At 56.0% G+C, this 19,314-nt stretch carries 16 protein-coding genes and 2 pseudogenes; 16 read left to right on the top strand and 2 right to left on the bottom strand.

The window, feature by feature from the left end:
• Window positions 1-3: 3 nt before the first annotated feature.
• The 14 genes and pseudogenes from IRT44_RS16845 (at window position 4) to IRT44_RS16780 (ending at window position 15,162) form a co-directional block, all read left to right on the top strand.
• Window positions 4-1,430: pseudogene (locus IRT44_RS16845) on the top strand (FAD-linked oxidase C-terminal domain-containing protein).
• Window positions 1,431-1,469: 39 nt separating this feature from the next.
• Complete coding sequence (locus IRT44_RS16840) at window positions 1,470-3,167, top strand: L-lactate permease (protein ID WP_230077895.1); 1,698 nt, start codon at window positions 1,470-1,472, stop codon at window positions 3,165-3,167.
• A 181-nt stretch (window positions 3,168-3,348) separates the two neighbouring features.
• The gene (locus IRT44_RS16835; protein ID WP_230077036.1) at window positions 3,349-4,887 is read left to right on the top strand and encodes a spore germination protein; all 1,539 of its coding nucleotides are present in this window, start codon (window positions 3,349-3,351) and stop codon (window positions 4,885-4,887) included.
• Window positions 4,888-5,038: 151 nt separating this feature from the next.
• Window positions 5,039-7,084, top strand: coding sequence for a molybdopterin-containing oxidoreductase family protein (locus IRT44_RS16830; RefSeq protein ID WP_230077035.1), 2,046 nt, complete (start codon window positions 5,039-5,041; stop codon window positions 7,082-7,084).
• A 495-nt stretch (window positions 7,085-7,579) separates the two neighbouring features.
• Window positions 7,580-8,293, top strand: a complete 714-nt coding sequence (locus IRT44_RS16825) for an urease accessory protein UreH domain-containing protein (protein WP_230077034.1) — start codon at window positions 7,580-7,582, stop codon at window positions 8,291-8,293.
• A 116-nt stretch (window positions 8,294-8,409) separates the two neighbouring features.
• Complete coding sequence (locus IRT44_RS16820) at window positions 8,410-8,496, top strand: YjcZ family sporulation protein (protein ID WP_171564742.1); 87 nt, start codon at window positions 8,410-8,412, stop codon at window positions 8,494-8,496.
• 115 nt (window positions 8,497-8,611) lie between these two features.
• Window positions 8,612-8,905 carry a hypothetical protein gene (locus IRT44_RS16815; RefSeq protein ID WP_212132484.1) on the top strand — a complete coding sequence of 98 codons (294 nt, stop codon included), beginning with the start codon at window positions 8,612-8,614 and terminating at the stop codon, window positions 8,903-8,905.
• A 176-nt stretch (window positions 8,906-9,081) separates the two neighbouring features.
• Window positions 9,082-9,843 carry an N-acetylmuramoyl-L-alanine amidase family protein gene (locus IRT44_RS16810; protein WP_171564595.1) on the top strand — a complete coding sequence of 254 codons (762 nt, stop codon included), beginning with the start codon at window positions 9,082-9,084 and terminating at the stop codon, window positions 9,841-9,843.
• Between the two features lie 649 nt (window positions 9,844-10,492).
• A complete protein-coding gene (locus IRT44_RS16805) occupies window positions 10,493-11,485 on the top strand; it encodes an iron-hydroxamate ABC transporter substrate-binding protein (protein WP_230077033.1) in 993 nt (330 codons plus the stop codon).
• A 25-nt stretch (window positions 11,486-11,510) separates the two neighbouring features.
• Entirely contained in the window at window positions 11,511-12,518 is a 1,008-nt protein-coding gene (locus IRT44_RS16800; protein ID WP_230077032.1) for a FecCD family ABC transporter permease, read from the top strand.
• Window positions 12,519-12,522: 4 nt separating this feature from the next.
• Window positions 12,523-13,533, top strand: coding sequence for a FecCD family ABC transporter permease (locus IRT44_RS16795; protein ID WP_212132489.1), 1,011 nt, complete (start codon window positions 12,523-12,525; stop codon window positions 13,531-13,533).
• Between the two features lie 12 nt (window positions 13,534-13,545).
• Window positions 13,546-14,322 carry an alpha/beta hydrolase gene (locus IRT44_RS16790; protein WP_230077031.1) on the top strand — a complete coding sequence of 259 codons (777 nt, stop codon included), beginning with the start codon at window positions 13,546-13,548 and terminating at the stop codon, window positions 14,320-14,322.
• 5 nt (window positions 14,323-14,327) lie between these two features.
• Window positions 14,328-14,663, top strand: coding sequence for an antibiotic biosynthesis monooxygenase family protein (locus tag IRT44_RS16785; protein WP_171564600.1), 336 nt, complete (start codon window positions 14,328-14,330; stop codon window positions 14,661-14,663).
• An 82-nt stretch (window positions 14,664-14,745) separates the two neighbouring features.
• Complete coding sequence (locus tag IRT44_RS16780; protein ID WP_171564601.1) at window positions 14,746-15,162, top strand: hypothetical protein; 417 nt, start codon at window positions 14,746-14,748, stop codon at window positions 15,160-15,162.
• A 142-nt stretch (window positions 15,163-15,304) separates the two neighbouring features.
• Here the strand turns inward: IRT44_RS16780 and IRT44_RS16775 are convergent, their stop codons facing one another.
• Window positions 15,305-15,958 (bottom strand): YcnI family copper-binding membrane protein, encoded by a 654-nt coding sequence (locus IRT44_RS16775; protein WP_171564743.1) that lies wholly within the window; start codon window positions 15,956-15,958, stop codon window positions 15,305-15,307.
• 2 nt (window positions 15,959-15,960) lie between these two features.
• Window positions 15,961-17,544, bottom strand: a complete 1,584-nt coding sequence (locus IRT44_RS16770; protein WP_171564602.1) for a copper resistance CopC/CopD family protein — start codon at window positions 17,542-17,544, stop codon at window positions 15,961-15,963.
• A 175-nt stretch (window positions 17,545-17,719) separates the two neighbouring features.
• Between IRT44_RS16770 and IRT44_RS16765 the strand changes: the two are divergent.
• Both IRT44_RS16765 and IRT44_RS16760 read left to right on the top strand, forming a co-directional pair.
• A pseudogene (locus IRT44_RS16765) lies at window positions 17,720-18,283 on the top strand (LLM class flavin-dependent oxidoreductase); the annotation flags it as partial.
• Between the two features lie 107 nt (window positions 18,284-18,390).
• Window positions 18,391-19,257 carry a DNA/RNA non-specific endonuclease gene (locus tag IRT44_RS16760; protein WP_230077030.1) on the top strand — a complete coding sequence of 289 codons (867 nt, stop codon included), beginning with the start codon at window positions 18,391-18,393 and terminating at the stop codon, window positions 19,255-19,257.
• Window positions 19,258-19,314 lie beyond the last annotated feature (57 nt).

Raw genomic sequence — 19,314 nt, 5'->3', positions numbered from 1 at the left:
TCCATGTCGGCAAACGACCCGATTGTCCATGAACTGGCGCGGATTGTGGGGGCGGATTCCATCCTATATCAACAGGAGGATCTGATGACCTACGAGTGCGACGGCTACACAGTGCACAAACACCCGCCGCGGGCTGTCGTCTTTCCGTCCTGCACCCAAGAAGTTGCCGCAGTGGTGAAGTATCTGCACGACCAAAACATCCCGTTCATCCCCGCGGAGCGGGAACCGGGTTGAGCGGCGGAGCCGTCCCGTTGGGCGGCGAAGTGATCATCAGCCTGGTGAAGATGAAACGGCTGCTTCACGTCGATTACGAAAACCGTCTGGCCGTGGTGGAACCTGGCTTCGTCAATCTGAAACTGACAAATTCCGTAGCGGGCAAAGGCTACTATTACGCACCCGACCCTTCCAGCCAATACGCCTGCACGATCGGCGGCAATGTGGGGGAAAACGCGGGTGGGGCCCATTGCCTCAAATACGGCGTGACCACCAACCATGTGCTCGGCCTTGAGGTGGTGCTGGCAAACGGAGAGATCGTGGAAATCGGCGGCGTTCCCGATGCACCGGGCTACGACCTGATGGGGCTTATAACCGGCTCGGAAGGAACCTTGGGGATCGTCACCCGGATCACGGTGCGCATCTTGAAAAATCCGGAAGGGAAAAAGACGGTGCTGGCTTATTTCGACAGTGTGGAAGAAGCAAGCCAGGCCGTCTCCGACATCGTGGCGGCCGGCATCATACCTGCGGCGCTGGAGATGATGGACAAAACGGCGATCGAGGGCGTGGAAGCAGGCACGTATCCGATCGGGCACCCCAAGGAGGCAGAAGCGGTTCTCTTGATCGAAGTGGACGGGATTGCCGCCGGCATTGACGATCAGATCGCAAAGATCGTGTCCGTTTGCCAGGGCAGAAAGGTGTCGGCGGTAAAGGTGGCCGCGACCGAGGAGGAACGGGCGAGATGGTGGGCCAACCGGAAAACGGCCTTCCCCGCGATGGGTTCCATTTCACCCGATTATCTCGTACAGGATGGCGTCATTCCGCGCAGCCGGCTGCCGGAAGTGCTGGAGAAAATCAGACAGATCAGCGAGCGTTCTGGGCTGAGGATCGCCAATGTATTTCACGCCGGAGACGGCAATCTGCATCCGTTGATCTTGTTTGACAGCAGAATCCCGGGCGAAACAGAACGGGCAGTCCGGGTGGGATCGGAAGTGCTGAAGGTGTGCGCGGACGCGGGAGGCTCAATCACGGGCGAGCATGGAGTAGGCATCGAGAAAAAAGAGGAGATGCGGTACATCTTTACGGATGACGAGCTGGACGCCCAGTTGCAGATTCGCAGCGTATTCAATCCGCGGAATCTGCTCAATCCGGACAAAATATTTCCCAAACCGGGCCGCTGCACGGAAATGAGGACGGCACCGGTTAAAACCTGTTGAATTGCAATGACGATTCTGAATTAAGGGTGTGGCGTTATGATGACGTGGTCACAAATATTCAGCCCGGTGGGAGGGAGTCTGGGCCTCTCCGCCCTGGTTGCAGTGATCCCGATTCTCTATTTTTTCTGGGCGCTGGCCGTAAAACGCATGAAGGGCCATGTGGCCGGTTCGACTACATTGCTGGTGGCTGTGCTGATTGCGATTTTGGTGTACGGGATGCCGGTCGGCATGGCAGTCATGTCGGCCATTCAAGGCGCTGTTTACGGAATCCTGCCGATTGGCTGGATTATTATCGCGTCCGTCTTTTTGTATAAACTGACGGTAAAATCGGGGCAGTTTGACATCATTCGTTCGTCCGTTGTGTCCATCACGGAAGACCGCCGCCTGCAGGCTCTGCTGATCGCCTTCTCGTTCGGGGCCTTTCTGGAAGGAGCGGCCGGCTTTGGAGCGCCGGTCGCCATCTCGGCGGCACTGCTGGCCGGGATTGGTTTTCATCCTCTCTATGCGGCGGGCATTTGCCTGCTCGCCAACACGGCACCGGTCGCCTTTGGTGCCATTGGAACGCCGATCATCGCCGTGTCTGGTCCGACAGGCATTCCGGCAATTGACATTTCCCAGATCGTCGGCCGCCAACTGCCGCTGCTCTCCATCCTCGTTCCGTTTTATCTCGTCGTGCTGATGTGCGGCTTTCGGCGGACCATGGAAGTGCTGCCTGCCATTTTGGTTTCCGGCATTTCGTTTGCCGTCACGCAGTTTTTCACTTCCAACTACATGGGACCGGAACTTCCCGATATTCTCTCCGCCCTGGTTTCGATTGTCTGCCTGACGCTCTTTTTGAAAGTGTGGCAGCCCCGGTCGATCTTCCGCTTTGAAGCAGATCAGACCGAAACAAGAACGGTTGGTGGTGCTGGAGCGACAGGAGGGAAAAACGGGGAAACCCTTTCGGCGGGGCGGGTTCTGTACGCTTGGTCGCCATTTTTGGTGCTGACCGCGCTGATTTCCTTGTGGGGAATTCCAGCGGTAAAATTGGCATTGACCGGCAAATACGAAGGGGGCAACGTGCTCCTGTCCGCCCTCAATTCGATCGGCAAGGCCCTCACCTTTGCACCACCGGTTCCCGGCCTGCACCGGCTAGTCATTGGCGCCAACGGTAAGCCAATCGACGCGGTGTTTAAGCTCGAACTGCTGGTGGCGGCAGGGACGGCCATCCTGTTTGCAGCGGTCATCACCAAGTTCATCTGCCGCCTTTCCTGGAGAGAGTGGGGGAAGACGTTTGGTGAGACCCTGTGCGAACTGCGCTTTGCCATCGTAACGATCGCCTCCGTCGTCGGTTTTGCCTATGTGGCCAACGCATCCGGAATGAGCACGACCCTGGGGATGACCTTGGCGGCGACAGGGATCCTGTTCCCGTTTTTTTCGCCCATCCTGGGTTGGCTGGGGGTATTTCTCACGGGCTCGGACACTTCGTCCAACCTGCTCTTCGGCGGTCTGCAAAAGGTGACGGCCATCCAACTGGGCATGGACCCAGCATTGGCGATCGCCGCCAACAGCAGCGGTGGTGTTACAGGCAAAATGATCTCGCCGCAATCGATCGCCGTCGCCTGTGCGGCGGTGGGGCTGGCTGGAAAAGACGCCGACCTGTTCCGGTTTACGTGTAGGCACAGCGTGTTGCTCCTGCTGATCATCTGCGTGCTGACCTATCTGCAGACAAATATCCTCTCCTGGATGCTGCCGTAAACGAAATCATCCTTCCCCCGAATCGATCCCATTTATATGATAATCGAACATCCTGTAAGCAATACTATACCTAATACCGGATATACGGAAGGACAGCTATCAAACGACCATGAAGTTCAACCTGTTTTGGCGCAAATCGGTGGATAGATCGAAACGGTTCCTGTTACGCGAGACACAAGCGGTGAACACAATCGAGAAGACGCCCCTTCACGCGTCGCTGGTCAAAAACGCGGAGGTGCTGACGGAGCGCCTCGGCCGCAACAGCGATTTCGCCGCCTGCCACTTCACGTGTCTGGACAGGAATGTCAGCCTGTTCTTTCTGCACAGTCTGGCCGATTCCGACCGCCTGAACCGGCAGGTGATCGTTCCCCTCCAGCAGAGAGCGGGCATGTTCCCGACAGCTGTGGAGACGTCTTTGGCCGAGGACGAGGAAAAAAGCCTGATCCTGTTTATCCAGGAGAACATCATATCCGCAAGTGACATACAGCGAGTAGAGGACTGGCAGGCCGCGATTGAGCAGATCCTGCACGGCAAAGCGCTGCTCCTGGTAGAGGGCGAGTCGGTCGGTCTGGCGGTGGGAGTCAAAAAGGAATACAGCCGGAACATCGAGCAGCCGGAAACGGAACAAAGCGTCATCGGACCGAAAGACAGCTTTGTGGAAACGCTCAACACCAATATCGGCCTGGTTCGCCAGCGCTTGCGCGACCCGTATCTGCGGGTGGAATCCATCGTGGTGGGAAGACGGACGAAGCAGGAGACGGCCGTCATCTACCTGGCAGACGTGGCCAATCCGCAGGTCGTGGAAGAAGTAAGGCGGCGTCTTTCCTGCATCGAAACAGACAGCCTGATCGGCCAGATGCAGCTACTGGAATATCTGGAGGACAATTCGTTCTCCCTGTTTCCCCTCATGCGCCCCACGGAACGGCCTGACGTCACCTGTTCCTATCTGATTGAGGGAAACGTGGCGGTCATGGTCGAGGGGACGTCGCATGCGCTGATCCTGCCGATCACGTTTTTTCAAATGCTGGAAACGGTCGACGACTACTACACCAGCTGGCAGTACGCCACGCTGATCCGCATTGTGCGGATGGTCGCCCTGTTTCTCAGCATCACGACGCCCGGGCTGTACCTGTCACTCGTCGCGTACAACCCGGAGCTGATTCCCACCCGGCTGCTCATCTCCATGGACGCCGCACGTGTCAAGGTGGCGTTTCCTATCTTTATGGAAATTTTTATCATGGAATTCATCATAGAGATCATCCGGGAAGCTGGCGTCAAACTGCCCAGGCCGGTCGGACAGGCGGTCAGCATCGTCGGCGGTATTGTGATTGGGCAGGCGGCTGTGAACGCCAATCTGGTCAGTCCCGTGACGGTCGTCATCGTCGCACTGACCGCGATCTCCTCCTTTACGTCGCCTGTGTATTATCTCGGCATCACACACCGGATTCTGCGTTTCTTTCTGCTGATCTGCAGCAGTGTGTTGGGGACGTACGGATTCATCCTGGGCCTGCTCTTCATCCATGCCCATGTGGCCAGGCTGGTTTCGTTCGGGGTTCCCTATCTGGCGCCGTTTTCTCCGCTGCGTTTGCGCGACTGGACGGATATGCTGATTCGCATTCCGATGAAAAAGCTGCGTACGCGTCCAGCGTTTCTGAAAACGCGCAAGCCCAAGAAGGGAGAGGACACCCCGATGGTGCAGCGCGACCGGCGAAACACGTGAAGGGATCGTTGGCGACAAGGGAGTTGACAGGTGCGAAATCAAGCGCGTATCGTGATAAGATAAACGAAAAAAAGTCACGATCGTCGAGCAGAGCAACTGCGTATGCCGGGCAGTTGGTTCCATCGTGTAAAAACGGGAGAGGAGATACACTGTGGAGCACTACGCCAATCAGCCAAGTGGAGTTTTTCCGTCTGTCTGCTCACTGGATTGTCCGGATCAATGCGGTCTCCTTGTACACAAAAAAGATGGAAAGATTGTGAAAATCGAGGGCGATCCCAACCATCCCGTCACCCGGGGAGCTATCTGCAACAAGGTACGAAACATGACAGCGCGAATCTACGACCCCAAACGGCTCTCCTATCCGTTAAAGCGTGTGGGCGTAAAAGGGGAAGGCAAATTTGAACGAATCAGCTGGGACGAAGCGATTGAAACGATTGCTGCCCGCTGGAAGGAATTGATTCGCAGCGAGGGGCCGGAAAGCATCCTGCCGTACAGTTTCTACGGCAACATGGGCAGGCTCAGTGCGGAATCGATGGACCGCCGGTTTTTTCACCGCCTGGGCGCAAGCAGGCTGGAGCAAACGATTTGCAATGCAGCCGGAACAAAAGGGTACGAGTATACCATGGGCGGCAGCTTTGGGACGGACCCCGAGGATACGGTCCATGCCAAGCTGATCATCATGTGGGGGATTAATGCGGTCAGCACAAACATGCACCAGGTGGCGCTTGCCGAGAAAGCGCGCAAAAACGGAGCCCAGGTCGTCGTGATCGATGTGCACAAAAACCAGACCGGACGTTGGGCAGACTGGTTTATTCCGATCATGCCCGGGACGGACAGCGCACTTGCCCTTTGCATAATGCATGTGCTGTTTGCCGAAAACATGGTGGACGAAGATTTTCTCCGCCAGTATACCGTAGGGCATGAGGAGCTTCGGGAGCATGTAAAGCGGTACGAGCCCGCTGCCGTTTCCGCCATTACGGGTGTTCCCGTGGAGGATATTGTCCGGCTGGCCCGCATGTACGGTCAAGTGTCCCCATCTTTTATCCGCATCGGAAACGGGCTGCAGCATCATGACAATGGCGGCATGTGCGTGCGGACGATTGCCTGTCTACCCGCGCTTACCGGCCAATGGCTGAAAAAAGGGGGCGGAGCGATCAAGGGGAACGGAGGGTACCTGCGGTTCAACAAGCAGGCGCTGCAGCGTCCTGATTTGCGCGCCGATAATCAGGCGCGCCTGATCAACATGAATCAGCTGGGGGATGCCCTGCTTGAACTAGACCCGCCGGTGCGTTCGCTGTTTGTGTACAGCAGCAACCCGGCTGTTGTGGCCCCGGAAGCCAACAAGGTGCGCCGCGGGCTGGCCCGCGACGATCTGTTTACCGTCGTGCACGACATGTTTTTGACGGAGACGGCCATGTATGCCGATCTCGTGCTTCCGGCGACATCTTCTTTTGAAAACACGGACTTTTACACCTCGTACTGGCATCACTACATTCAATTGCAGCGGCCAGTGATTCCGCCGTATGGAGAAAGCAGGTCCAATGTGGAAGTGTTCCGCCTGCTGGCGAAAGCGATGGGATTTGATGAACAGGCATTTCAGGACACGGAGGAGGAGCTGATCCGGCAGGCGCTTTCCAACCACCGGAACCCGTATCTGGAAGGCATCGACTATGAAACACTGGTGGAGAAGCAGTATGTCAAGGCAAATGTAAAACCCCTGTTTCCGGGACGCCTTCCTACACCCAGCGGGAAAATCGAGCTGTATTCGGAAAGGATGGAGCGGGAAGGATATCCGCCGCTGCCGACGTATGTACCGCTTGCCGAAGCCGAAGACGGCCATTACCCGTATTGGTTTATTCCGGCGCCCAATCATAATTTTCTCAATTCGACTTTCTCCCATCAAGACAAGCACGTGCAGCTGGAAAAAATGCCTCGACTGCACATGAATGCTGCCGATGCGGCACGGGCCGGAATCAACAACGGGGATAAGGTGCGGGTCTGGAACGAACGTGGCGAGTGTGAACTGGTCGCCGCCGTAGGCGAGAATGTGCTGCCCGGCGTAGTGGTAAGCCAGGGGCTGTGGGCGGATATGACAGGCACGAAACGGTTGGTGAATGCGCTCACGCCGGACCGTCTTGCGGATATGGGCGGCGGAGCCACCTTCTTTTCTGGACGCGTCAACGTGGCAAAAGCCTAGCTTATGGCACAGTGAGAGCCACACCCACTTTGGCGGGATGTGGCTCATTCGTGTATGCTGCTTGCTGTCGGAATCATTACCTGATCACGGCAGCAGCAGCGAGGGCTGCATGCATCTGAGGCACTTAATAACCCCTTCTCCAGGGACGTCGGCAGCATTCCGGGGGACAGCGTCTGCAAAAGTCCGGACAGAATGGCCGGCGCGGCGGACGATATTGCGATGGAGATTGGGCGGGCCAATACGATTGGTCCCACGATTCTGTCGACCAATAAGGCGATTGTGTGGACCATTGTTCGGACGATTGGTCATGCCATTGTCCAGGATAATTGTACATACACATCACCCTCTTTTCTATATTCTGGCATTACCATACCTGTATATTCGCGTGCCGACACGCTTGCATAGGCAAGCAACATTCACAGATGAAAATAGGGTTGCCACCCATCGGAAGATTTGATAGGTAAAAATGGAAAAAGAGAGGGCGGAATCACAGATATGGAAGCGAGTTTGTTGTCGGTGCTGGCAGTTGCGTTTGTATTGGGGATCAAACATGCGATTGAACCGGACCATGTGATCGCGGTATCCACGGTCGCCACGCAGACGAAGCGATTGGGGAATGCGTCGTTGGCCGGTTTGTTCTGGGGAATCGGACATACCGCCACGCTGTTTGTCGTCGGCATGGTTTTTCTTCTGGTAAAGAACGGCATTCCCGAAAAAGTGGCCATGTCGCTTGAGTTCCTCGTCGGGATCATGCTTGTATACCTGGGCGTTACGAGTCTTCGTTCCCGTAAGAAACGGCACATCCAGGTGCATGAGCATGAACATGACGGGGAACTGCACAAAAATGCCTTCTCGCACGTACAGAGCGAGTCCCGCAAACACCTGCAACGGGTGTCGTACGGAAAATCCCTGCTGATCGGACTGGTGCATGGGTTGGCGGGCAGCGCTGCGCTCGTCCTGTGGACAATGGCTGCGGTGAACAGTGTATGGGAAGGCGGCCTGTATATCCTGGTATTTGGGGCCGGCACGATTATCGGTATGCTCCTGACCACGACGATCATCGGGATTCCCTTCGTCATCAGCGCGAAAAACGCTGGAATAAGCCGCGTGCTGACACAATTGACTGGAGGGATCAGTGCCGTGTTTGGCCTGTATTACATGTACAACCTCGGCGTTGTGGAGGGGTTGTTCAGGATGTGGCTGCAATAGGGGCATTCGTATCGTGATGCAAAAGAAATTTTTGTCACCATGGGTACGCGTATAAGCATTTCCTACCTTTTGTACATAGAGTATGACGACTACATGTGCGAAAGGAGGAATTGCATATGGGTATCTTCCATCGTGATGGGTTTGCGCTGGCATTGGTATTGTTCATACTGCTGGTCATCGTCGGGTGTGATTGCGACTGTTAAAGACGGCGATGATTGCGCTGAGGTGCAAAGGGGCTCCCCCTTTGCTTTTTTTCACTTCTCGCAGTGTACGTGCCCATAGACGCTGAGTACACCGTCACGAAAAAGAGGTGATTGCATGCGCAAAATCAAACCAGACGGCGAATACCCTCAGGAATTTCACGATTGGCTCAGAGCCAACAAGGTGCCCAAGCGGGAGCGAAGGAACCCGGAAGCGCTGCAGAAGCACTTTCAGGAATGGAAGAAGATCAATGCGCCTCGCAGGCGATCCTTGTTTGCCTTTCCCAAACTCAACCTCGATTTGGGAACCATTGTCGATCAGGTGAGGACAGTCAGCGAACTGCTGCAGACGCTGCAACAGGCAGGCGAGTTGATTCGTCCTCAGAAAAAACATCACGATGATATGATGTAAAGGGGGCGTACGTCCCTCTTTTTTGTTGATGAGAGGGTTTTCGAAGTCCCCCTGCATGCACACGGACATGAATTCACCCCGCAGGTTGTCTATACTGCGTCACAGCGGAATCGGCGGCGCATGTCCGCTTTTTCGTTGGAACATACTACGAAAAAAGCCGGAAAGGTAGAGGGAGAATGAAGCGAACATGCGTCGTGTTCACGGCGTTTCTGCTCCTGTATCCTGGGCATGCCATTGCTTTCAGTCAGGCAATTTCTCCCATCCATGTGATCATTGATGCGGGACACGGGGGGATTGACGGAGGAACCTCTTACGGAGGCCTGTACGAAAAGGACATCAATTTGGAAATTGCGCGACGAGTGTATCATCAATTGTCCGCCGAAGGGTATCAGGTGATCCTCAATCGCACCGGGGATTATGCGCTGAGTGATGAAAATCGGTGGTCCAAAACGTCATCCCGTCACAAGCGCGACTTGGCGCAGCGGCGGGGCCTGGCTGCCGCATTGGACCCGCAAATCATGGTCAGCCTGCATGTGAACTGGTCTACAAACCCAAACACGCGCGGGGGACTTGTGCTGTATCAGCAAAACCATCAAAGTTTCCTGCTTGCGGACATCCTGCAGCATCACTTAAACGAACTGTATGGCAAAAAGGATGAACCAAAAGCGGGAAAGACGTATTATTTGCTGCGCCACTCCATATGTCCGACTGTGATTGTGGAAATGGGATACATCAGCAATGCGCGGGATCGGGAGCAGATGACGCGTCCGGAAAAGCAGGCCGAACTGTCGAGAGCGATTTGTTCCGGCATTCGCGAATACTTCCTGCTGGTGGGCAGCATGCAGAAGGACGACCTCGAGAAAGCGTCGTGGACTCAATTTTGGAAAGATGTGTGGCAGAAGGGAAAGCAGTTGTGGGAAAAAATTCAGGCGATGTAGCGGCGGACGCACAGCACCGTGGAACGTCAATCAGCAGAGGGAGAGCAGTTGCTCTCCCTTTCAGCGTGTAGACAAAGTCCGTGGCGCATGGGTGATCGGGCCCGCTCGCTCTCTTGACGACCAGCAAAGTAGTGGATATTGTTCGCTACAAAACGCGACGCGGGCAGGGGACAAACATCTGGGCATTTCGACGAAGTGAGACTTGTGTCCCCTGTATTCCCCGCGTCTAGCGTTTTTCCGCTGTGCAGGTCGTCAAAGGAGCTCGCTTGGCCCATCACTCCATGCCGTGTACTTTTTCTCCACCTTCGGTTTGATTAATCTGCAGGCCTTTCGGCCTGACAACGATGAAAGATGGTTTTACATTCGGAACTTCGATCAAAAAAATACAGTTTGTCATCAGTCTGAAAAGGAGAGCAGCTGCTCTCCCTTTGTTCGTTCCCCAGGACGTCGCGTCAACCAATGGCTGGCAGAAGTGAATGCGGACTGCCCATCAGCGAATCGTGGAGGAATATGTACGGATGTGATCTGGATTTTGTCCATGCTGTTTTCTGTATATTGTCCATGTTCATCAAGGGCTTTCGTCCTTAGAATTAGCAATGAGAATCATCCTCAATTACTAGAGAGGTTGCTGAAAGGAGATTTACTGCACATGAAAAAGGGATTAAAGCGTGCAGGGACGGGGTTCGTCGCCCTGCTCATGCTGTTGTTGGCGGCTTGCGGTTCTGCTGACAAGACTGCCACGACGAATGTGAACAACAGCGCGGGTAATGTGGTGCCCGCCGGAAATACGGCTGAACAAACGACGAGAACAGTCCGCTATCTGGACAAGGATTACACCGTCCCGGCCAAAGTGGAACGGATCGTCATCACCGGAAGCCTGGAAGCGATGGAGGACGCCGTCGTGCTTGGCGTGCAACCGGTCGGCGGTATTACCATCGGGGGAAAATTCCCGGACGTATTCAAGGAGATTACCGGGTCGACGGTGTCGATCGGCGAGAAGACGCAGCCGAATTTTGAGACGATTCTCCAATTGAAGCCGGATGTCATCCTGGGCACCTCCAAGTTCAAGCCGGAAGTCATGGAAAAGCTGGTCAAAATTGCGCCGACGTTTCCGTACTCCCACATTTCCACCAACTGGGAGAACAATCTCCGCCTTCTCGCGGAGCTGACGGGCAAACAGGACCTGGCCGAACAGGCGCTTGAGAAATACAAGGCGGATGCGGAAGCGGCCAAGGCACAGCTGGGCGAGAAGCTGAAAGGCAAAAAGGTTGTGGTCATTCGCTACAGACAGGGCAACATCAACATCTACCCGGAGAATGTATACTTCAACGACACGCTGTACAAGGATTTGGGCCTGGAAGTGCCGGAACCGATCAAAGCGGCCAAGGCGCAGGAGACCATTTCCCTGGAAAGGTTCAGCGAAATGAACCCGGATTACGTGTTCGTACAGTTCTCCCTGGATGAAAACGCGCAGCATCCGAAAGCGCTGGAAGAGGTGCAGGCCAATCCGATCTGGCAGAGCATCAATGCAGTCAAAAACAACAGGGTGTATGTGAACGTCGTCGATCCGCTTGCCCAAGGCGGCACAGCGTGGAGCAAAATCAACTTTCTGAAAGCTGCCGTGGAGAAACTGTCCCAGTAATCTTGAACAAGGCGTGTAAACGGACATGAGACGAAACTTTCCACTGCCGGCCCTGATTTTGGGGCTGTCACCGATTGCGATTGCAATCGTCATCCTGACATCCATTCTCTACGGCGCACGGAATATAGAGGCACACGTGGTGTGGGAGGCGTTCGTTCATTTTGACGCCGGCAACGTGAATCATCAGATTGTCATGCACTCGCGGCTGCCGAGAGCAATCGGCGCCATCCTGATCGGCGCATTCCTCGCCATGTCAGGCGCACTCATGCAGGGGATGACAAGGAATTACCTGGCGTCCCCTTCCATTATGGGCGTGACGGACGGTTCGGCGTTCGTCATCACTCTTTGCATGATCCTGCTGCCGGACGCTACGTCCCTGGACATGATCGCGTTTTCGCTGATCGGCTCGGCACTGGGGACGGGGATGGTATTCGGCATGGCCTCCCTGGTGCCAAACGGGATGTCACCGGTGCGCATGGCGATTATCGGCACTGTCATCGGAACGTTTCTGAGCAGCACATCGGCGGCACTTGCGAGTTATTTTCAAGTCTCGCAAAACGTCAGCTTCTGGTACAACGCCCGGCTGCACCAGATCGACCCCGGCATGATCAAGGTGGCCGTGCCCTTTGCCATCGTCGGAATCGTGACGGCCCTGCTCATCTCCCGCTCGATTACCGTGCTTAGTCTGGGCGACGAAACGGCCATCAGCCTGGGACAGCGGACCACCTTGATCAAGGCGGTCGCTACCGCCGCCGTCGTCATCCTGACCGGCATTTCCGTCGCGTTGGCCGGAAAAATCGGATTTGTGGGACTCATCATTCCACACGTGGCCCGATTTCTGGTCGGATTGGACTATCGCTGGATCGTCCCGTGCTCCGGCGTGCTTGGCGCTGTCTTTTTGGGACTTGCCGATGTCCTGAGCCGATTCCTGAATGACCCGTTTGAGACGCCGGTCGGCGTTGTCTGTGCGCTCTTCGGCGTTCCTTTCTTCCTCTACCTGATCCGCACGAGAGGGGGGAAGAAACATGCATAGGAGCATGGAACGGCGCTATTGGATGACGCTCGTCGCCGGCGCAGTCCTTTTGCTTGCCGTCGTCTATGTCAGCCTGACAAACGGCGTATTCAATCTGACCGTCACCGATGTGATCAAAACGTTGCTGCGCATCGATCCGGTGCACGAGCACGACATGGTCGTCTTCGAGTTTCGTCTGCCGCGCATTGTCATCGCCGCGTTTGTCGGCTTTGGTCTCGGGATCGCCGGAACCGTCGTTCAAGGGATTACGAAGAACGGGCTGGCCGATCCTGGCATTCTCGGCATCAATGCGGGAGCGGGATTTGCCGGCGTCCTGTTCATGCTTCTGTTTGAAGGAAAAATGATTGGAGCAAGCCTGCTTTCCATCATGGCGATGCCCATGTTTGGCCTGGCGGGCGGGTTGATGGCTGCCGGTTTCATCTACCTGTTCGCGTGGAGAAACGGCAGACTGGAACCGGGAACGCTGATCCTCGTCGGCATTGCCGTCGGTTCAGGGCTGTCCGCGGCGACGATTTATCTGTCGCTCAAGATGAATCCGCAGGATTACGAGATGGCGGCGGTGTGGTTGACAGGAAGCATTTGGAACGCCAACTGGAACTACGTGCTGTCCATGATTCCGTGGTTTCTTTTGCTCGTCCCGGTCGTTTTCCGAAAAGCGCCGATCCTGGACGTGCTTCAATTGGGAGAAGAGAGCGTGAAAGGTCTGGGCGTGCGAACGGAAAAAGAGAAAAGCGTGCTGTTGATCGCAAGCATCGGACTTGTCAGCGCGTGCGTTTCCGTATCCGGCAGTATCGGGTTTGTCGGACTGCTGTCGCCGCATATCGCCAAACGGCTGGTCGGCCTGCATCATCGGCGCGTGATGCCGATTAGCGGACTGGTCGGCATGCTGCTGGTCGTCATTTCCGATTTTATTGCCAAAACCGTCTTTTCCCCAGCCGAACTGCCGGTGGGAATCGTCATATCCATCGTGGGCGTGCCGTATTTCGTCTATTTGCTGTTCCGGGCAAAAATGTAGGAGGTAACCGCCGTGAAGGGCACAATCATCACTGATCATATCGGAGAGAGGGAACTTGCGATCTATCTGCCGCCCTCGTATCCGGACGGTGCTGCCTCGTTCCCGGTCGTCTACGTGCACGATGGCGGCGATTTGTTTGCAGAACAGGCGGATTCTTCTTTGCGTCCCGCTGCTTCTCTGCAGGAAATCGAGCGGAAGTTTGCCAGCGGAGAACTGGCCGAACTCATCATGGTCGGCATCGCACCGGTCGACCGGATTCATGAGTACACCCCCTGGTTTGCCAAGGCCTTGTCGGAGCGATTCGCTGACTTCGGCGGCAGAGGGGCGGAATACCTCGCGTTTATCGTCGAGCAGGTGAAACCGCATATCGACAGCAGGTACAAAACCAATCGCCGTCCCGATCAAACGGGAATCATCGGCAAATCGCTCGGGGGTCTCATCTCACTGTACGCCGCGTACCTGTACCCCGGTGTGTTCGGCAAAATTGGCTCCATTTCCGGTTCGTTCTGGTACGAAGGGTTTGCAGACTACATGCGCGAGCAAAAGATGGCGCAGACCGGGCTGAGACTCTATCTGGACGTAGGAAGTTTGGAAGGAGAAGGGAAGCAGACCGTGCAGCGGGAAATGGTCGCGCGCACAAAAGAAGCGTATGCCATACTGGCGGCCAGCGGGTTAAACGGGAAACAACTGCGGCTGCATGTGGAGGAGGGCGGACGGCACGAGCTTTCCTGCTTCCGCAGCCGATTCCCCAAGCGCTGTCATGGCTGTTTCAGAAATAGAAGGGAGTGAGTGCTGTGTTCGTGGAAACCAAGAACCTGATCGTGAAAGAAGGCACCTCTGATCTGGTGGTCGAGCGGTTCAAAAGAGAAGGGGCCGTTGAAAAATCGGAAGGATTTATTGATCTGAGCGTGCTCGTCAAACGCAGCAAAAAAGGGGAAGAAGAAGTTATCATCATGATCCGCTGGGAATCCAGAGAGGCATGGAAAAAATGGGAGCTGAGCGAAGCCCATCTGGAAGGCCACAGGCAGGCGAGAGGCAAGCCGAAGCCGGATTATATCATCAGCTCCAGCCATCATCTTTACGATGTGAAAGCATTCAAGAGCGGCAGGAAACAGTCGGATCAACAGTGATAGGAAATATTTACCATACAGGATGCAGATGTTATCATAACATCATCTGCATCCTATTTTTTACAGATGAGGAGGGGGAAAAATGAGACGCGTTCCGCTCGCAGTCATGCTGACCCTTGCCGCGATACTGCTTTCATCATGTGCGGATAACTCCCCATCGCCAGATACAGAAAATACAGCACATGAAGCGGCAAGCTGGCCGTACCCATTTGTGGTTGTCGAAAACCGTGTGTATGTCATTAAAAATGATGAAAACAACGACGAGCTGGTAGCAAAAGAAAAGATCGGGGAACAAATTGGAATCGTGCAGGAGAAATACGAATATCCACGGGATGTAGAACCATCTTCACTTATCATTCACTCAAATTATCTGGAGGAAGGGACAAAGCTGTTCACGATCAAGGACGTTGATCCGAGTGTTCAGATTGCCTTTGAAAAAAGTGAGGGGGTATTCGTCAAGGCCACGGAGAAAAGTGCTGTTCCAAAAACGAACGAATAGCTGGCATGGGCGCTGCTCGCTCTCTTTACGACCGGCAGAGCAGTGGATCGGGTCCGCTCCAAAACGCGGCCCGGGCAGGGGGCAAACATCAGGTTATCCAAGATGTGAGACGTGTGCCCCCTGTTTCCCCCGCGTCTGCGTCCTACGCTTTTTTCCGGAAGAGGCTGATCACCGAGATCAGCAGCGCCAACCCGGAGAGCACCAGCGGCAGCGTGCTGCCGGTCGAAGAAGAACTGTTCTGTGCCGCCGGAGCCGCAGCCTGACCAGCTTCGTTGTTCCCTGAGTTCCCTGCTGCTTTATGCTCATCGGCATGGTCATCGGCGGTTTGGGCCGCTTCCTTAACCGCGACGGTAGGGGCCGGCGTGTCAGACCCTGCGGCACCTGTCCACTCGACGACCGTGCCATCGGCGTACGTCTGAGTTGCATTCCATATCAGCGTGCCCGGTTCGGCGGGGTTTTTGGCGGAGAGGCCGAACTCCATGAATTCATGCGGCTTGATCCCGTCGGCGGTGGCTGTCCAGGTGATCGCCTTGAACCGGCCGTCCGCGTCTTTTTCCCATTCGTAGGTCCAGCCGGGGGCCGGCAGAACCGTACCCACTTTTACACCCGCCGGGAATTCCAGCCGCACCTTGATAGTATTGCTGTCCTTTTCCACCGGGACGCGAACGGTATAGCGTTCATACGAGTTCGCGTTCGTTTCCTTCGGCCAGACCGTGACGTGGGCGCTAGCCGTTCCCGCGAAGGTCAGAAGCGCTCCGGCGACAGCGAGCGAGCTTGCCCATTTGTTCCAGTTCATCTTCATCGTGTTTCTCCTCCTCCTGGTATAAACAGCGTGTCGGTGAATGCTGCATGTGTCCCATCGTGGAAGGCGGCGTCAATCCGATAGGTCCACGTTCCGTACATGGAAAACGGAATGTCCGCCTGATAACGCCCCGTACCTGTCCGCTCAGCAGGGATGGGCTGCCTGTTTATCTCCGCATCCGGCTTGGATACCTGCACCTGGACTTGCCGCGGCTCGGTCATCGGTGCGGGGAACTCGATGGTCATGATCTGCGTGCCGGGTGCCACTCGCGGGATCTTGACCACCACTTGCGCGTCAGCGGCAGGAAAGGTTTTGGCGTAGGACGTCACCGGCAGGGGATAGGCCGACTGGCTCATCCAGACGCCGGCCAGCAGGGCCAGTGCACCCGCCCGCCACTCCCAGCGCAGCAGCGCGGGCGACGTCAGGCGGCCGTGCTTTCGCCACCGCAGGGTCTGCGCGATCGCAAGCGCCAGCATCACGCCGGTCAGCGCCAGCTTGAGGCCAAGCAGCACGCTCCACGTCTGCCCCTTCCACAAGACTGCCCAATCCGTTTGCTGGACGGTCAAGGCAGCGCCGGAGAGCAGGGCAGTGGCGGACGCGAGCAGCGCCAGCCGAACAAAGAACCGGCGGAGCGCCCCCCACTCGATCGCGTCACCGCTTTTCCTCGCCCGGCGCATCGCCAGGACCAGGCCGGTCAGCGCCCCCAGCCAGAGCGCCAGGCCGAACAGATGCAGGATTCGGAACGAGGCGGCCAGCCACACCGGCTGAATGCCCCACGCGTGCCCGCCAAAGGCCAGCGCTCCCACGGCCAGTGCCCACATGACCAGGTACCAGCCTTCCACCATGCCCGGGACGGCGGCGAGCAGCATGCACACAAGCTGCGCCCCGACCATCACGAGGAAGGGGGATTGTCCGAGGAGCGCCCACTGTCCTTTTGCAAACACCGATGTCAGAGCGTTCCCCGGCAGGGACGCCAGGTAGAGAAGCCCTTCGGCAATCAATCCGACGACGATGACGATCCACACCGCCAGCCGCCTGCCTCCGGTTGCGCGCATGTCTGCGGGCCAGCCGCGTCGTCGGCCGAGCCAGGAGATCCAGTGAAGGCCGGCTGCGATCAACAGCGTTCCTTCCACGACGTAGCGGATCACCGCCAGAATGCGGTCGAGCAGGGCGGAAGTTCCATCCGATACGGGGGCGATGGTTCCGGACGCGGAACGCCCGACGGAGAACGTGAAAGACCCGTTGACCGGATGACCGTCTTCGGAGACGACGGACCAGACTGCGGTGTACGTGCCATCGGGCAGTTTCGGCGGTTCAGCCCGCATCCGGGCGGCGTTGCCCGCTGTCAGATGGGGGCCTGTCAGCGCAATCGAACGGCCGTGTTCATCGTACAGCCTGAGATCGATCAGCCCTTCTTCCAACGGCTCGCTGAACTCCAGCGCAATCTCCCCGGGGCTGGCTTGCACGACTTGTCCGTCTTGGGGGATGGTAGCCAAGAGACTGGCATGGGCAAACACAGGGGGAGAGCCCGCGCAAAGCAGCATCAACAGGATAAACCAGCACACAACCATTCGTTTCATGAGATTCACCTGACTTGAAAGTGTGGTCACACCTTTTTTACCCTACCAAGAAAACAGACAGAGGAGAATGGCTCACTCGGGCTATTATGCAGGCATGGAAAATGGCATTTTCATGAACAAAACGTACAGGGACTGCATATGATTGACGCTGCCATGAGAGAGGGTGAGTTTCCCCAAAGCCGGCTTTGAATTCGCGCTGGTCCAGACTCGCTTTGTTGCCAGCTACGACGCGGAAAATCAGTTGGAAGCCATAACGCTTGTGTCCGCCCTTGCAGCAGTCATGCAAAAGATCAAACTCATTGCCGCTGTGCTGCCCGGATTATGGAACCGGGGGTGGTGGCCAAGATGATTTCCACGCTGGACCAGATCAGCCATGGCCGGGCAGCGGTCAATGTGGTCAGCGGGTGGTTCAAAGGCGAATTCCACGCGTTCGGCGAACCGTGGCTGGATCACGATGAACGGTACAGGCGTTCGGAAGAATTCATCTGCGTTCTCAAACAGATGTGGTCCGAAGAAGAGACCGTGTTTCGCGGCGATTTCTACCGGATTAACGGCGGTGCGCTTTGCCGGTCAGGCGTCGCCGGAACGGCAGGGGATGTGGGCGAATTTCGATTTTGTGAATCTCGTGCAGTACAATGACGGGTTCAAGACAGGACTCATCGGAACGGCGGAACAGGTGGCCGATCGGACAATCGAGATGAAAAAGATTGGCGTCGATCTTTACAAAACCTCCCTTCTTTCGTCAAAGGATTCGACAGACGGGCTGTCGAAATGTTGATGCAGGAAACGCAGCGCAGCAAATGCAGCCCGGATTTTTATCACGACGGAGAAAGGGAGGAATCGGGGATGGGCTATGATCCTGTTTTTCTGGGAGAACGGCACGAAGTTCCTCTGCCTGTGCTGCTGGGAAAAACGGCGGAAGACGCGTTGAAAAACGGGAGGGTGTACGACTTTACCCACTTCTCCATTGTGATGAACAAACGGCGAAAGTTTGCGGTTTATTCTGCTGCATGCGTGGATAAAAGCCGATTCGTCAACATACCGCGCACCAACCGGTTGTGGCATCTGGATGACCGCATCGGGGCAATGAATCAGGTCGGGCCGGAATACTATGCGCAAAATGACTATGACAAGGGGCATCTGACGCGCAGAAGAGACGTATGCTGGGGAGAGCGGCACGAAGCGGAAAAAGCCAACCGGGACTCGTTCTGCTATGCCAATATCGTCCTGCAGCACCACAACTTCAACACGGGGGTGTGGAACTGTCTGGAGGATTGGATTCTGAACCGTATGGAAAGCGAGAAAAAATTAATCGTGTATACCGGGCCGATTTTCAGGGAGGACGACGAAGAGTACTGCGGCGTGCGGGGCCAACCGGGCTGCCAGGTGAAAATTCCCTTCGGCTTCTGGAAAAGCGTGTTTTTCGTGGATGGGCAGCACCGGTTGAAAAGTTTGTCGTTTCTCATTCGCCAAAGTCCGGAGCGGTTCAACGACGCCTGTGAGTATCGGCGACTGCAGACGTATCAGGTGCCGCTGACCACCATTACCAGAGAAACGGAGCTGCTGTTCAAACACACGCTCTATGAGGCAAATCCCCTGTACTTCTGGCCGTACCGTCTGGCTGCCGCCGGCTGCTTGGTCACACCGGAGAGACATCTGATTACCCAACCAGCCGACATCATTATGGATCGGAAGAAATCAGTGACGGATTGAATAAAACCGGTCGTTTGTGGACTGTCCCCTGCTCTCGCAGGGGACGGTTTTTTGTCT

The sequence above is a fragment of the Brevibacillus sedimenti genome (assembly GCF_020923495.1).
In the GTDB taxonomy this organism is placed as follows: domain Bacteria; phylum Bacillota; class Bacilli; order Brevibacillales; family Brevibacillaceae; genus Brevibacillus; species Brevibacillus aydinogluensis.
The sequence above is the reverse complement of the archived record's forward strand: the minus strand, read 5'-3'. Positions and strand labels throughout refer to the sequence as shown.

Bases quoted from the DNA above. Each gene is read 5' to 3' on its own strand.
- IRT44_RS16840 (WP_230077895.1), top strand. From the start codon at position 1,470: ATGACGTGGTCACAAATATTCAGCCCGGTGGGAGGGAGTCTGGGCCTC.
- IRT44_RS16825 (WP_230077034.1), top strand. From the start codon at position 7,580: ATGGAAGCGAGTTTGTTGTCGGTGCTGGCAGTTGCGTTTGTATTGGGG.
- IRT44_RS16820 (WP_171564742.1), top strand. From the start codon at position 8,410: ATGGGTATCTTCCATCGTGATGGGTTTGCGCTGGCATTGGTATTGTTC.
- IRT44_RS16815 (WP_212132484.1), top strand. From the start codon at position 8,612: ATGCGCAAAATCAAACCAGACGGCGAATACCCTCAGGAATTTCACGAT.
- IRT44_RS16810 (WP_171564595.1), top strand. From the start codon at position 9,082: ATGAAGCGAACATGCGTCGTGTTCACGGCGTTTCTGCTCCTGTATCCT.
- IRT44_RS16805 (WP_230077033.1), top strand. From the start codon at position 10,493: ATGAAAAAGGGATTAAAGCGTGCAGGGACGGGGTTCGTCGCCCTGCTC.
- IRT44_RS16800 (WP_230077032.1), top strand. From the start codon at position 11,511: ATGAGACGAAACTTTCCACTGCCGGCCCTGATTTTGGGGCTGTCACCG.
- IRT44_RS16795 (WP_212132489.1), top strand. From the start codon at position 12,523: ATGGAACGGCGCTATTGGATGACGCTCGTCGCCGGCGCAGTCCTTTTG.
- IRT44_RS16780 (WP_171564601.1), top strand. From the start codon at position 14,746: ATGAGACGCGTTCCGCTCGCAGTCATGCTGACCCTTGCCGCGATACTG.
- IRT44_RS16775 (WP_171564743.1), bottom strand. From the start codon at position 15,958: ATGAACTGGAACAAATGGGCAAGCTCGCTCGCTGTCGCCGGAGCGCTT.
- IRT44_RS16770 (WP_171564602.1), bottom strand. From the start codon at position 17,544: ATGAAACGAATGGTTGTGTGCTGGTTTATCCTGTTGATGCTGCTTTGC.
- IRT44_RS16760 (WP_230077030.1), top strand. From the start codon at position 18,391: ATGGGCTATGATCCTGTTTTTCTGGGAGAACGGCACGAAGTTCCTCTG.